Origin of the sequence: Agrobacterium sp. OT33 (assembly GCF_017313365.1) — a bacterium.
GTDB lineage: Bacteria > Pseudomonadota > Alphaproteobacteria > Rhizobiales > Rhizobiaceae > Agrobacterium > Agrobacterium rhizogenes_A.
Genome location: NZ_JAFLMZ010000008.1, coordinates 197581 through 211064, shown reverse-complemented (window position 1 = coordinate 211064; position 13484 = coordinate 197581). Strand labels below are relative to the sequence as shown.

Below are 13484 nucleotides of genomic sequence, written 5' to 3'. Positions count from 1 at the left end.
AGTTTTTCCTTCGCAAAGAAAAACCGGCCGATCCGGCGGATTTCTGTTTACTTTTGCCGAAATTGCACGCCATCACGCTTGGAATGGCGGGAGACAAAGCGGAAACGGTCCCGCCGTTCCAAGTTTTTGCTTGAGCATCGGATTTTCTGAAAACCGCAATACACTTTTCGGTCCGATGCCCAGTGAATTCGCTGCCAGGCGTATCGCAAACCATGGAGGATGAGATGAAAGCACTGGTGCTGGAAGAAAAAGGCAAACTCTCGCTCAGGGATTTTGACATTCCCAACGAATTCGGGCCCGGTGAACTCGGACCGAAGGATGTGCGCATCCGCACCCATACGGTCGGCATCTGCGGCTCCGACGTCCATTATTATACCCATGGCAAGATCGGCCATTTTGTCGTCAACGCGCCGATGGTGCTGGGCCATGAGGCATCGGGAACCGTGATCGAAACCGGTGCCGAGGTGAGCCATCTGAAGGCTGGAGACCGCGTCTGCATGGAGCCGGGTATTCCTGACCCCACGTCGCGCGCTTCGAAGCTCGGTATCTATAACGTCGATCCGGCCGTTCGCTTCTGGGCGACGCCGCCGATCCATGGCTGCCTGACGCCGGAGGTCATCCACCCCGCCGCTTTCACCTACAGGCTGCCGGATAATGTGTCCTTCGCCGAAGGCGCCATGGTCGAGCCCTTCGCGATCGGCATGCAGGCGGCACTCAGAGCCCGCATCCAGCCCGGTGATATCGCCGTTGTCACGGGTGCTGGTCCGATCGGCATGATGGTGGCGCTGGCGGCTCTTGCCGGCGGTTGCGCGAAGGTCATCGTTGCCGATCTCGCCCAGCCGAAGCTCGATATTATCGCATCTTATGACGGTATCGAGACCGTCAACATTCGCGAGCGCAATCTTGCCGAGGCCGTGGCAGCCGCCACAGATGGCTGGGGCTGCGATGTCGTCTTCGAATGCTCGGGGGCTGCACCCGCCGTGCTCGGCATGGCGAAGCTGGCGCGGCCCGGCGGCGCGATCGTGCTTGTCGGCATGCCGGTCGATCCGGTTCCGGTCGATATTGTCGGCCTGCAGGCCAAGGAGCTTCGGGTGGAGACGGTTTTCCGTTACGCCAATGTCTATGATCGGGCCGTCGCCCTCATCGCATCCGGCAAGGTCGACCTTAAGCCACTGATTTCCGCGACAATTCCCTTCGAAGACAGCATCGCCGGTTTTGACCGTGCGGTGGAGGCGCGGGAAACGGACGTGAAGCTGCAGATCGTGATGCCGCAATAAGTGGCGGGTAAACCGGCCGCTGATGCATAAGCGACAGATATGCTGCGGAAAAGTATGAGTTCGGCCTGCCGGCACCAGGCAGGCCGAACTCCAAAAAATCATCAGATATTGCCTCTGGCTGAGCATTGTTTGAGCGCATCACGCCAAATTGAGCAAAAAAATCGGCGCAACCGCCGAGTTTATGGTCAGCCATGTTGGGCGACTATTCAATTATCGACAAAAAAGAGTCAAAAAAGTATCGGTAATTTCTCCGGCGTGATGTGGAAGCACAGCTGCCGCACGCCATATGCTCCTCATCAACGCCTTGGACGAGCCATAAAGAGGAATGGCCTTGCTCCGCAAATGCGGCGGACGTGTCGATGGGAGGAACTATGATGCAGCCCGATCTGGAACTGGTGCACATCCGCAAGGGCGAATCCTTCGCTGCCTGGCGGCATGGCTATCCGTTCCGCACCGTGCGCTGGCATTATCATCCCGAATACGAAATCCATCTTGTTGTCGCCACGTCAGGCACGTTCTATGTCGGTGATTTTGTTGGTCGTTTCGGCCCCGGTCAGCTCATCATGACCGGTCCCAATCTCCCCCAGAACTGGATCAGCGAGATCGAGCCGGACGAAATCGTGCCGACACGCTCTCTCGTGATCCAGTTTCCGGAGAGCTTTATCGAAGATGCCTGCACCTCCATGGCCGAGATGGATGTGGTGCGCGCGCTGCTGGATCGCAGCCGCCGCGGCATTCTGTTCGACGACGAGACGAGCGACCGGGTTCGCCCGCTGGTGCTTCGGCTGATCGAGGCGCAGGGGTTGACCCGTCTGGCACTGTTCTGGGAAATTCTCGATCTGCTGGTCAATGCGCCGTCTTCAGAAGTGCTGGCAAGCCTGAGTTATGAGCTTGATCTGACCGGCATTGGTGATAGCGGCATCAACCGCGCTCTGTCGCATCTGCGCCAGCATCTGACGGAGCAGGTCGAGGAAATCGATCTGGCCGACATGGTGGGCCAGAGCCCGAGCGCCTTTTCCCGCGCTTTCAAGCGTCATACGGGAACGACGCTGGTGCGCTATCGCAATCAGTTACGCATTGATCTCGCCTGCCAGATGCTCTTGGCGGATCAGGACGTGAAGGTGGCGGAGGTCTGCTACGATGTGGGCTTTTCCAACCTTTCGAATTTCAACCGGCATTTCCTGAAACTGAAGGGAATGTCGCCGTCGAGGTTCCGAACCATATTCGCAGCCCAGAAGGCAGCGGTCATGGCGGATTAAACCAGCGACACATCGCCGATTTTTACCAATTCGGGCAGAGGGCTGTCCGGAAACGGGCACTTGTTGCCCCAACTTTCCAAACGGGAGGAATAGTGAGATGAAAATGAAATCCAAGTTTCTGATGGCAACAGCCGCAATTGCAATGATGGCCGCTCCGGCGCTGGCGCAGGAAAAGCTGAAGATCGGCATGACCTTCCAGGAGCTGAACAACCCCTATTTCGTATCGATGCAGGAAGCCCTGAAGGAAGCCGCCGCAAGCATTGGCGCGGATGTCGTCGTCACCGATGCCGGCCACGATGTGGCAAAGCAGATTTCCGACGTTGAAGACATGCTTCAGCAGAAGATCGACATCCTGCTTCTGAACCCGACGGATAGCGCCGGCATCGAAGCCGCCGTGCACGCTGCCAAGGCTGCCGGCGTGACTGTCGTTGCGGTGGACGCCAATGCCAATGGCCCGGTCGACACCTTCGTCGGCTCGAAAAACCGTGACGCGGGTTACCAGTCGTGCAAATATCTCGGCGATGCGCTTGGCGGCAAGGGTGAAGTCGCGATCCTCGACGGTATTCCGGTCGTTCCGATCCTGCAGCGTGTAGAAGGCTGCAAGGCGGCTCTTGCCGAATTCCCCGAGATCAAGCTCGTTGACACGCAGAACGGCCGTCAGGACCGCTCCGTCGCTCTCGGCGTCGTTGAAAACATGATCCAGTCGCGTCCGAACCTCGCCGGTATTTTCTCGGTGAATGACGGCGGTGCAATGGGCGCTCTGGCTGCGATCCAGGGTTCCGGCAAGGACATTAAGCTGACCTCGGTGGACGGTGCTCCGGAAGCGGTGAAGGCGATTGCCGATGGTGGTCCTTTCATCGAAACCACCGCGCAGTTCCCGCGTGACCAGGTCCGTGTCGGCCTTGCCATGGCGCTTGCCCAGAAGTGGGGCGCACGCGTCGTGCCGAAGGAAGTCCCGATCGACGTTATGGTCGTCGACAGCAAAAACGCCGGCGAGTTCAGCTGGTAAGAACTCCTCCCAGGCCCCGTCCCCATCTCGTATGGGGGCGGGGTTAAATCCCGACCATTGAGGAGGGTGAAATGCTGGAACTGAATGGAATAAGAAAAAGCTTTGGCAAGATCGAAGTCCTGCGCGGCGTCGACCTTGAGGCGCGCGCCGGCGAGGTGCATGCGCTTCTGGGCGAAAACGGCGCGGGCAAGTCGACTTTGATGAAGATCCTGTGCGGCATTTTGCAGCCATCGGAGGGAACGATCCGCATTGACGGCAAGGATCGCCGCTTCGCCAATTATGACGAGGCGATTGCGGCCGGCGTCGGCATCGTGTTTCAGGAATTCAGCCTGATCCCCTATCTCAATGCCGTTGAAAACATGTTTCTTGCCCGCGAAATCCGCGGGCCGCTGCGCCTTTTGAACAAGGGCGCCATGCGCAAGCGCGCGGCCGAGATCATGAGCCGTCTGGCCGTGGATGTTCCGCTCGACGTGCCGGTGCATCGCCTTTCGGTTGCCCAGCAGCAATTTGTCGAAATTGCCAAGGCACTGTCGCTGGATGCCCGCATTCTCGTTCTCGACGAGCCGACCGCGACGCTCACCCCGTCCGAGACCGAACATCTGTTCAAGGTCATGCGTGAACTGCGGCGTCAGGGCGTGGCGATTATCTTCATTTCGCATCACCTCGAAGAAATATTCGAGATCTGCGACCGCATCACCGTTCTGCGCGATGGTGAGCTTATCGGCTCCTGCCTGACTTCGGAGGTCGATAATGACCGTCTGGTGGAGATGATGGTCGGCCGGCGCATTGAAGCCAGCTTCCCGCCGAAACCGCAGCTCGATCCTTCCGCCGCAAGCGTGATCGAAGTGGAAGAACTGCAATTGAAGAAGGGCGGCCCCGTCTCGCGGTTTGCGCTGCGGAAGGGCGAAATTCTCGGCTTTGCCGGACTTGTCGGCTCGGGCCGTACGGAAACGGTTCTCGCCATGCTGGGCGCGCATTCCGCCTCGCGCCGCAAGATCAAGGTCGATGGCGTGGACACGCGTTTTTCCGGGCCTGATGAAGCGCTGATGCGCGGCATCGGCTTGCTTCCGGAGAGCCGCAAGGAGGAGGGGCTGATCACCAGTTTCTCCATACTGCAGAATATTTCGCTGAATAATTACCGCAAATACCGCAAGGCCCACTGGTTCCTCGATCTCAAAAAGGAACTGGAGCACACGACAAAGGCCATGGCGCAGGTGCAGGTCAAGGCGCAGGGCCCCTATGCCCGCGTCGACACGCTATCGGGCGGCAACCAGCAGAAGATCGTCATTGCCCGCTGGCTGAACCATGACATGCGCGTGCTGATCTTCGACGAGCCGACACGCGGCATCGACGTTGGCGCGAAGGCGGAAATCTACTCGCTGATGCGCGAATTCGCCGCCAAAGGCTATTCGATCATCATGATCTCCTCGGAGCTGCCGGAAGTGATCGGCATGTCCGACAGGGTCTGCGTCTTCCGTTCCGGCGGCATCGTCGCCACGGTCGAGGGCGAAGACATCAATTCAGAAACAATAATGACAAACGCCACCACCGGGAGAGTTGAACATGTCGCTTGATGCAAACACCGGCGTTGCCGCGAAAACGGGCGGTTTCAGTCTCAGCGCCATGCTGCGTTCACCGCTCGCCCTGCCTCTGGCGGGCCTGATTGTCGTATCGATCCTGATGGGGCTTGCGAGCGACAATTTCTTCAGCGTCAACAATATCATGAACGTGCTGCGGCAGGTTTCCGTCGTCGGCATTCTCGCCGTCGGCATGACCTTCGTCATCCTCACCGGCGGCATCGATCTGTCGGTCGGTGCGGTCATGGCGCTTGTCGGCACACTGTCGGCCGGGCTTATGGTGAATACCGGCCTGTCTCCCGCGGTTGCTTTGCCGGCTGGCCTGTTCATCGGTCTCGGCATCGGCATCTTTAACGGCGCGCTCGTCGCCTGGGGTAAGATGCCGGCCATCATCGTCACGCTCGCCACCATGGGCATGGCACGTGGCCTCGGCCTCATCTATTCCGGCGGTTATCCGGTCAGCGGCATTCCGAGCTGGATTTCCTGGTTCGGCGTCGGCCGCGTCGGTGTCGTTCCCGTACCGGTCATCATCATGGTAGTGATTTATGCCATTGCCTGGGTGTTGTTGCAGCGCACGGCTTTTGGTCGCCACGTCTATGCACTCGGTGGCAACGAACTTGCCGCCCGCCTTTCGGGTGTGAAGACCCAGCGTGTCAAACTTGCCGTCTATGGCATTTCGGGTGTCACCGCAGCACTTGCCGCCCTCATTCTCACCGGCCGCCTGATGAGCGGTCAGCCCAATGCCGGCGTCGGCTTCGAACTGGATGCCATCGCAGCGGTCGTTCTCGGCGGCACGGCGATTGCCGGCGGCAGGGGTCTCATCCTCGGCACCCTCATCGGCGCGGTGCTGCTCGGCATTCTCAATAACGGCCTCAACCTGATGGGCATCAACCCCTATCTGCAGGATGTCATCAAGGGCGGCATCATTCTGCTGGCCATCTATATCGGGCGCGAATGGCGCTGAGCCGGCCCGGAAATATCTTCATAAACGCAGGAGAATTAAATGTCTGAATCGCTGCAAGGCAAGATCGCGGTCATCACCGGTGCCGCATCCGGCATCGGGCTTGCCACAACAGAAGCGCTCTTGGAACAGGGCGCAACCGTGGTCATGGTCGACTGGAACGAGAAAGCCTTGAAAGATCTGGCCGCCAAACTTGGTGACCGTGCCATCCCGCAGGTTACCAACCTTTTGGATGCCGACAGCTGCAACGCCATGATCCCGGAAATCCTTGGGAAGGTCGATCATATCGACATCCTCTATTGCAATGCCGGCACCTATATCGGCGGTGAGCTGACCGAAACGACGCCTGAAGCCATCGACAAGATGCTGAACCTCAACGTCAACGCCGTGATGAAGAATGTGCAGGCCGTCGTGCCGCACATGTCGGAGCGCAGGACGGGCGATATCATCGTCACCTGCTCGATCGCCGGTCATTTCCCGACCTATTGGGAGCCGGTCTATTCGGGCTCGAAATGGGCGATTACCAGCTTCGTGCAGGGCATGCGCCGCCAGATGATCCCGCACGGCGTGCGCGTCGCACAGGTCTCTCCCGGCCCGGTCGTCTCAGCACTTCTGGCGGACTGGCCGGAGGAAAACCTCCGCAAGGCCAAGGAATCGGGTAGCCTTATCGATGCGAGCGAAGTGGCCGATGCGGTCATCTACATGCTGACGCGCAAGCGCACCGTCACCATCCGCGACATGCTGGTTCTTCCGACCAACTTCGACCGCGTTTAAAAACTTCTGGAGCGGCTGGGGAAATCGGAACCGGTCCAGCCGCTCCATCTCGTTCAAGCACCGGATGATCCGCTCCGAGGAGTATCGCAAATGGCTTCCTACCTTGTTGGCGTCGATGTCGGGACAGGCTCGGCGCGGGCCGGTGTCTTCGATGTCGCAGGCAAGCTTCTCGCTACCGCCAAGCGCCCGATCAGCATGCACCGCGAGGATGGCGGCATTGCCGAACAGTCGAGCGGTGAGGTGTGGCAGGCGGTTTGCGACAGCGTGCGCGAAAGCGTTTCGCGCGCCGGCATTAATCCAGCCGAAGTTGCCGGCATCGGTTTTGACGCGACCTGCTCGCTCGTTGTTCGCGGGCCCGATGATGAGACCCTGCCGGTTGGCGCTGCCGATCATCCCGAACGCGATATCATCGTCTGGATGGATCACCGCGCCGTCGAACAGGCGGAGCGCATCAATGCTGGAGAGCATGCCGTCCTGAAATATGTCGGCGGCCGCATCTCTCCCGAAATGCAGACGCCGAAGCTTTTGTGGCTTCGTGAAAATCGACCCGATGTCTATGCCCGCGCCGAGCATTTCTTCGACCTGACGGATTTTCTGACATGGAAGGCTTCCGGCGCGCTTGATCGTTCCGCCTGCACGGTAACCTGTAAGTGGACCTATCTTGCTCATGAAAACCGCTGGGATGCGGAATATTTCAACCACATCGGGCTTGGCGATCTCGCCGAACAGGGCTTCCGTCGCATCGGTGAAAGCGTGGTCCATCCTGGCACGGCGCTGGGTAACGGCCTGACCGAAGAGGCGGCAAAAGCCATGGGGCTGGTTGCGGGCACGGCGGTTGCGGCGGGTCTTATCGATGCCCATGCCGGTGGCGTTGGCACGGTGGCTGCGGGCGGTGATGCCTTGCGATGCCTCGGTTATGTCTTCGGCACCTCGTCCTGCACCATGACGACCACCACCGAACCTGCCTTTGTGCCGGGTGTCTGGGGGCCCTATTATTCCGCCATGGTTCCCGGCGCCTGGTTGAATGAGGGCGGCCAGTCTGCCGCCGGTGCGGCCATCGATTATCTGGTGCAGTTGCACCCCGCCTTTGCCGAGGCGAAGGTGCTTGCCGAGAAGGAAGGCAAAGCCTTGCCGGTGTGGCTTGCCGACCGCGCGCTCAGCCTTGCCGCATCCGCTTCCGCCGCAGCTGAGATCGCCGAGGATTTTCATGTGGTGCCGGAGTTTCTCGGCAACCGTGCCCCGTTTGCCGATCCCCATGCCCGCGCGGTCATTGCCGGTTATGGCATGGAGACCGGCGTGGATTCGCTCGTCGCGCTCTACGTCGCGGGGCTTCTCGGCCTCGGTTACGGGCTTCGCCAGATCATCGAAACGCAGGCCCGCAACGGCGCGCCGGTGGAAACCATCAGTGTCAGCGGCGGGGCCGGCGCTCATCCGCTTGCCCGGCAATTGCTGGCCGATGCGACTGGCCTCCCGGTCGAACTCACCGAATGCGAAGAGCCGGTGCTTCTCGGATCTGCGATGCTTGGCGCGGTTGCCGCCGGAACCTATCCGGACCTGATGGCGGCGATGCCCGCCATGTCGCGGATCGCCAGCTGTGCTGCGCCTGATCCTGCTTTTCAGAAGGTTCATCAGTCGCGGTACGACGCGTTTCTGGCGCTCCAGAATGCGGCGCGCGCCATTCGATCCGCCAGCCATTCCTGAGCCGCGTCACAAGTTTAGATCATCCGGCCGTATTGGCCGCAAAATAACGAGGATTCCATGCAGTTTTCCGGAAAATCCGTCATCATCACCGGTGCAGGCAAAGGCATCGGCCGCGCCTGTGCGCAGCTGATGGCCGCACGCGGTGCAGAAGTGGTGGCGATCAGCCGCACGCAGTCCGATCTTGACAGCCTGAAAAGCGAAATCGGCGGCCGTTCAATCCGTGTCGATCTTGCCGATGTCGCCGCCACCCGTGCCGCCATGGCGGAAGCTGGCCCGTGCGATTTCCTGATCAACAGCGCCGGTATCAATGTGCTGGAAAGCGTGCTCGACATGAGCGATGCCGGCTATGAGGCCGTTCTCGGCATCAACCTGCGCGCCGCGCTCGTCACCTGCCAGGAATTCGCCCGCGCGCGCGTCGCCAAGGGTGGCGGTGGCGCCATCGTCAACATCACGTCCATTGCCGGCCATCGCGGTTTTCAGGATCACCTGTGTTACGCAGCGTCGAAGGCCGGGCTGGAAGGCGCAACCCGTGTTCTCGCCAAGGAGCTTGGCGCCCACGGTATCCGCGTTAACGCCGTTGCCCCGACGATCACGCTGACCGAACTGGCGGCGGAAGCCTGGAACGATCCGGTCAAGAGCCAGCCGATGATGGTTCGCCATCCGCTCAACCGTTTTGCCGAAGCTGAAGAGGTGGCGCAGAGCATCGCGCTGCTGCTTTCGGATGACAGCAAGATGATTTCCGGCGCCGTTTTGCCCGTGGATGGCGGTTTCCTTGCCGTTTGACGTTTGGCAGACAGGTTCGGGACTGAGGCATTGAGAGAGTAGGCGGATGCGCAGGTGCCGCCTGCAAGTCGAAAGAACGCCCGGCAAACCGCCGGGCGCTTTTTTGGATCAATGGCGATGTTCGGGCATGTCCTTCAGCTGATCCTTCGTCCATGACGTGACCGCGTGGACATCGCCGTCTTCGTCCCGCATGAAATCGAGGTCGCTGAGCGGCACTGCGACCGGCTTTGCGCCGATGCCGAGAAAACCGCCGACATCGATGATCGCGGTGCTGCCGGCTCCCACGCCATGGACGTGGTCGACCTTGCCAACCTTGTGATCGTCCGCACCATAAACAGTCGCCCCTTCAAGCACCGATGGCGTCAGTTCCGTTTCAACCAGGCGTACGTGATTGGTGTGGTCCATTGTTCTTCCTCCTGTCTTGGTTTGCAGAAATCAAACTCCCGCACTGCAGAACCGTTCCATCCGAATGTCGTGGCTGGCGGAGGCAGGTCATTTCTCATCGGTGCATTGTTGGGGTCGCCAGCGGCATGCCTGTAAAAAGGTTGCGGAATGGTCACACCTTTTCTCTGGAAAACGGGCTTTCTCTGAATTGCAACCGTTAAAGTTGTTGCGGTGACGTATCGTGATGTTATCTCTGCGTCAGGTTGAATCATCAAGGGGATGAGGGATGAAGAAGTTGGGGGCGGTTCTGCTGGTGGCTCTGCTGAGCGCATGTGCAAAACCATCTGACGGGCCGACTGCGGGCAATATCCGGTCTGCGACTTTCCCTCGGACCAACGAGAAAATCCCTGTCATCGAACTGGCGAACGCGCCGGCGGCCACGGTTTCCGCGGGTCCGCAGAGCGCCTCCGGTCCCGGGCTGACCGCACTTCGCAACACCGGCTACAACGCCCAGAGATTGCGGCGCGGCGACGTGATCGACATTACCGTGCTGGACACGGGCGAGGACGGGCTTTTCTCCCCGACGCAAAGCAAGACCCTTAACCTCGGCCGCTTCACCGTGGATCAGAGCGGGTCGGTCAATATTCCTTTCGTCGGCAAGCAGAGAGTGGTGGATTCAACGCCGGAGGGACTGCAATCCCAGGTCGTCGCCGGGCTCAAGGGCTCTGCCGTCAATCCGCAGGCGGTCGTTACCGTCGTCGACAAGCCGACGAGCGCCGTCATGCTCAGCGGTGCGGTCAAGACCCCCGGAAAGATCGTGCTCACCGCCCGTCAGGAGCGGGTGCTCGACGCGCTCAATCAGGCCGGTGGCCCGACGGTTGCCCCGGGTGCGGCCACGGTCACCGTCGTTCGCGGCTCGCAGAGAGCCAGCGCACCGCTTGACCGCGTCATGCGGGAAGATCGTCAGAATATCCGTCTTTCGCCCGATGATCAGGTCATGATCGATGGCGATGCCGCCAGCTACACGGCGCTTGGCGCCTTCAAGAGTGCGGGTGAGTTCCAGTTCGAATCCGGCAAGCTGACATTGGCGCAGGCCGTCGGCCGTGCCGGTGGTCTGCTGGATGATCGCGCCGATGCCCGCAATGTCTATGTCTTCCGCAACGAGATCACTCAGGTTCCGGCGGCGACTGCTTCTGGCGCCAAGGGCCCGGTTGCGACGGCAACGAGCATGCGGCCGGTCATCTATCACGTCAACATGCGGGATGCGTCCAGCATCGCGCTCATGCAGCTCTTCCAGATGCAGAAGGGCGATGTGCTTTATGCCAGCAACGCACCTCTGGTGGATTCGGCAAAGCTGCTGACCGTGTTCCAGAAGAGCGTGCCGACGGCTGCCGCTCCTCAACCCGGCAGTGGCAACTGACAGGCTGCGCTACAAAAGCTGTAGCGCATCCATTGCCGATTGTGGGCGCGAAGCGGGGTCATCAAGGCAACAGGCGCGGGCGAAATGCGAAAGCTTCTCCGTTGCGTGCGCCTCCATTGTTGCGATGAGCCGTAAGGCAAGCCGTCCGACTGAGAAAATATCCTGATTTGGGTTTGCGGCCGCACCCTGCATCTGCTCCGGTGCTGCAAAGCCGGCCGAGGCGGCAAATGCCATGCCCCGTTGCCTGTGCTTCTGGCCAATTTCCAGCGCAATGCCGAAATCGCCGAGCCTGCTGCTCGCGACGCCATCCTCCTGCAGCAGAATATTGGCAGGCGTCACATCGCAATGAACATATCCCTGCATATGCATGGCGTTCAGGCCTTCCAGCACCCGGCGAAGCACAACAACCGCATCCTGTAGGGTGATTGGCCGGGCGATGGTCTGCGACGCCAGCGATAACGGGAGCCATGGCTGCAAAAGCCCCGGTCGCCCATCGGGCAATCGCAACAGGGCGGATGTTTCCACCAGGCACGGGTGGCGCAGGGCAAGCCCGATCTGTGCCTCCTCCCGCAGTCTTTGCAGCAGCGCCGCATCGTCCGCCGATGCCGGCGGCACGGTTTTCAGGGCGTGCAGGGACCCGAGGTCACGGTGCCGCAGTTTCAAAAGCAGCGTCGTGTCGCTCTCATGGGCAATTCCCTCGACGGCAAAGCTGTCGGCAATCCATGTGGGTCTTATCGCGGAAAAATGCGAAACCTTTCGATCCAGCGCATTTCGCAGCTGATCGATCAGGTCGTTCTGTTCTTCGGCGGGCCTTTCCCGCGTGCCGTCATGGCGAATACTCCGCCACAGTTCGGAAAACTTCGCGCTTACCTGCGTAACAGCGGAATTTCGGTCTTGTCGTTCATCCTTGCTCACGCCCGTTTCCAATCACGATGGCGCTGATATTCTCGCGTGCGTTTTCGATCAGCGCTTCCTGTATCAGGGCGCCGGCGCATTCCTTGAGAAGCGTGCCGCTGACGACCTCGGCAATTGTCCGCTCTTTCAGGATCTGCACCAGCGGGGCGCTGCACAGAAGCAGCCTGTCCCGCGGACCCCAGTCCTCATGGAGAATATCCGGCCGGAACTGCTGGGAGAGACCGACGCATTGGGACAGCTGCTTTTTCATGCCGACAATGACGTGGTCGCGGGAAAGCTGATGCATCGTTCCGTTTTTCAGAAGGTAGGCGCGTGCGTCGCCGGACCAGACGATGCTCAGCCTGTCGCCGCTGATGTGGGCGATGACCACACTGGCGGCCGGCCTGTTTTCTGCGGCTGCGGCCTGCCGTGACAAAAGAAGGCTGTTGACGGTGCCGAGCTTTCCCCGAATGTTCTGCGTCATCATCTCCGGATTGTCGGCATCCGGGGTCTCGGACAGAATGTTGGTGACCAGTCGGGCAGCTTCAACGGCGCCGTGTGTATCTCCCTGTCCGTCGGCTATGGCGAAGAGGGCAGGGTCTCTTGAAACGAACAGCGAATCCGCATTCAGGGACAGCCGCGTTCCCGCGTGCGTCGCGTAGCTATAGATGACCGGCGACGGCGGCTCGGCAGAGCGCGCAGGCCGCGTTGGCGGAGGTGCCTGCGCAGGCGCGCTGTCTTGCGTCGGCGCATGGGCGCGGGCGGCACCCGCCCCGCCCTCATCGCTCTTGCCCGCCATTTCGCTGAACAGGCGCATGAAATCGGAAGCCTTCGGCTTGCCGTCGAATTTGAGCCCTCGCGGGCGGCGGCTGAGGGGATCGATATGCCACCAGAGGCTGGTCGGTGGCCGGCCGCGCGCCATTTCCGGTTCGTCGTCGTCGTCCCGGGGTTTGGGCAGCCGCAGTTTCCTGACCGCGGCGTTGAAGCGCGCAATCTCGAAATCGCCGGTCATGGAGGTCTCGGCCAGGGCCTCGGCCGCCATGAACCAGGTGTCGTCCAGATAGAGTGTTCTTGGATGTTTCCGGAAGCTGTTGAGCTGGGCGATGATGGCGAGCGGATATTTCCGCCCCACCCGGTCCGTGCTGGGCAGCAGCACGCCCACATAGGCGCAGTTTCCCCAGATGCCCCTTTCAATGATGAAGCGTATGGGTGGGGACGATGAGAATATGGCTGGCCAGCGGCCGGAGAACATATCCGCGCAGACATGCAGGCCGGATCGCATCCAGTCGTCAAAGATGCTGATCAATTCCCGTTCAAGGCCGTCGGAGATGAAATCGCCGTGGCTGGGTACCTTGCCGAAGAAACCGATGCGGTCGCTTTCCGCTGCGGTTTCCGCGGGTCTCGATGCCTGATTGACCATCAGACGGAAACGACCGCTGAGGTTG

12 protein-coding genes are annotated in these 13484 nt (G+C 60.5%); 9 read left to right on the top strand and 3 right to left on the bottom strand.

Features of this window, described 5'->3' with window-relative positions; all coding sequences use genetic code 11:
• Positions 1-224 precede the first annotated feature (224 nt).
• From JZX88_RS19515 to JZX88_RS19480, 8 genes are all read left to right on the top strand, one after another.
• Positions 225-1277, top strand: coding sequence for an NAD(P)-dependent alcohol dehydrogenase (locus tag JZX88_RS19515; protein WP_174032137.1), 1053 nt, complete (start codon positions 225-227; stop codon positions 1275-1277).
• A 374-nt stretch (positions 1278-1651) separates the two neighbouring features.
• Complete coding sequence (locus JZX88_RS19510) at positions 1652-2536, top strand: AraC family transcriptional regulator (RefSeq protein ID WP_206914551.1); 885 nt, start codon at positions 1652-1654, stop codon at positions 2534-2536.
• A gap of 97 nt (positions 2537-2633) precedes the next feature.
• A complete protein-coding gene (locus JZX88_RS19505) occupies positions 2634-3545 on the top strand; it encodes an ABC transporter substrate-binding protein (RefSeq protein ID WP_110758795.1) in 912 nt (303 codons plus the stop codon).
• Positions 3546-3616: 71 nt separating this feature from the next.
• Positions 3617-5119 carry a sugar ABC transporter ATP-binding protein gene (locus JZX88_RS19500; protein ID WP_206914498.1) on the top strand — a complete coding sequence of 501 codons (1503 nt, stop codon included), beginning with the start codon at positions 3617-3619 and terminating at the stop codon, positions 5117-5119.
• Positions 5109-6086, top strand: a complete 978-nt coding sequence (locus JZX88_RS19495) for an ABC transporter permease (RefSeq protein ID WP_065117864.1) — start codon at positions 5109-5111, stop codon at positions 6084-6086. The genes JZX88_RS19500 and JZX88_RS19495 overlap by 11 nt, the downstream gene beginning before the upstream one ends.
• Before the next feature lie 39 nt (positions 6087-6125).
• Entirely contained in the window at positions 6126-6857 is a 732-nt protein-coding gene (locus JZX88_RS19490) for an SDR family oxidoreductase (RefSeq protein WP_206914497.1), read from the top strand.
• A 90-nt stretch (positions 6858-6947) separates the two neighbouring features.
• Positions 6948-8558 carry an FGGY-family carbohydrate kinase gene (locus JZX88_RS19485; protein WP_206914496.1) on the top strand — a complete coding sequence of 537 codons (1611 nt, stop codon included), beginning with the start codon at positions 6948-6950 and terminating at the stop codon, positions 8556-8558.
• Positions 8559-8615: 57 nt separating this feature from the next.
• Positions 8616-9341, top strand: coding sequence for an SDR family oxidoreductase (locus tag JZX88_RS19480; protein WP_065117861.1), 726 nt, complete (start codon positions 8616-8618; stop codon positions 9339-9341).
• 108 nt (positions 9342-9449) lie between these two features.
• Here JZX88_RS19480 and JZX88_RS19475 read toward each other — a convergent pair whose 3' ends face one another.
• Positions 9450-9746 (bottom strand): PRC-barrel domain-containing protein, encoded by a 297-nt coding sequence (locus JZX88_RS19475; RefSeq protein ID WP_003522015.1) that lies wholly within the window; start codon positions 9744-9746, stop codon positions 9450-9452.
• Between the two features lie 265 nt (positions 9747-10011).
• Here JZX88_RS19475 and JZX88_RS19470 point away from each other — a divergent pair, with 265 nt between their 5' ends.
• Entirely contained in the window at positions 10012-11145 is a 1134-nt protein-coding gene (locus JZX88_RS19470; protein WP_065117860.1) for a polysaccharide biosynthesis/export family protein, read from the top strand.
• Between the two features lie 9 nt (positions 11146-11154).
• Here the strand turns inward: JZX88_RS19470 and JZX88_RS19465 are convergent, their stop codons facing one another.
• Both JZX88_RS19465 and tagF read right to left on the bottom strand, forming a co-directional pair.
• On the bottom strand, positions 11155-12060 hold the full coding sequence (locus JZX88_RS19465; RefSeq protein WP_371741197.1) for a protein kinase: 906 nt from the start codon (positions 12058-12060) through the stop codon (positions 11155-11157).
• Complete coding sequence (gene tagF / locus JZX88_RS19460) at positions 12047-13459, bottom strand: type VI secretion system-associated protein TagF (protein WP_206914494.1); 1413 nt, start codon at positions 13457-13459, stop codon at positions 12047-12049. The genes JZX88_RS19465 and tagF overlap by 14 nt, the downstream gene beginning before the upstream one ends.
• Positions 13460-13484 lie beyond the last annotated feature (25 nt).

Excerpts from the sequence above, each read along its gene's own strand:
- JZX88_RS19500 (WP_206914498.1), top strand. The coding sequence starts at position 3,617 with ATGCTGGAACTGAATGGAATAAGAAAAAGCTTTGGCAAGATCGAAGTC.
- JZX88_RS19515 (WP_174032137.1), top strand. The coding sequence starts at position 225 with ATGAAAGCACTGGTGCTGGAAGAAAAAGGCAAACTCTCGCTCAGGGAT.
- JZX88_RS19505 (WP_110758795.1), top strand. The coding sequence starts at position 2,634 with ATGAAAATGAAATCCAAGTTTCTGATGGCAACAGCCGCAATTGCAATG.
- JZX88_RS19490 (WP_206914497.1), top strand. The coding sequence starts at position 6,126 with ATGTCTGAATCGCTGCAAGGCAAGATCGCGGTCATCACCGGTGCCGCA.
- JZX88_RS19495 (WP_065117864.1), top strand. The coding sequence starts at position 5,109 with ATGTCGCTTGATGCAAACACCGGCGTTGCCGCGAAAACGGGCGGTTTC.
- JZX88_RS19510 (WP_206914551.1), top strand. The coding sequence starts at position 1,652 with ATGCAGCCCGATCTGGAACTGGTGCACATCCGCAAGGGCGAATCCTTC.
- JZX88_RS19485 (WP_206914496.1), top strand. The coding sequence starts at position 6,948 with ATGGCTTCCTACCTTGTTGGCGTCGATGTCGGGACAGGCTCGGCGCGG.
- JZX88_RS19475 (WP_003522015.1), bottom strand. The coding sequence starts at position 9,746 with ATGGACCACACCAATCACGTACGCCTGGTTGAAACGGAACTGACGCCA.
- JZX88_RS19470 (WP_065117860.1), top strand. The coding sequence starts at position 10,012 with ATGAAGAAGTTGGGGGCGGTTCTGCTGGTGGCTCTGCTGAGCGCATGT.
- tagF (WP_206914494.1), bottom strand. The coding sequence starts at position 13,459 with ATGGTCAATCAGGCATCGAGACCCGCGGAAACCGCAGCGGAAAGCGAC.
- JZX88_RS19480 (WP_065117861.1), top strand. The coding sequence starts at position 8,616 with ATGCAGTTTTCCGGAAAATCCGTCATCATCACCGGTGCAGGCAAAGGC.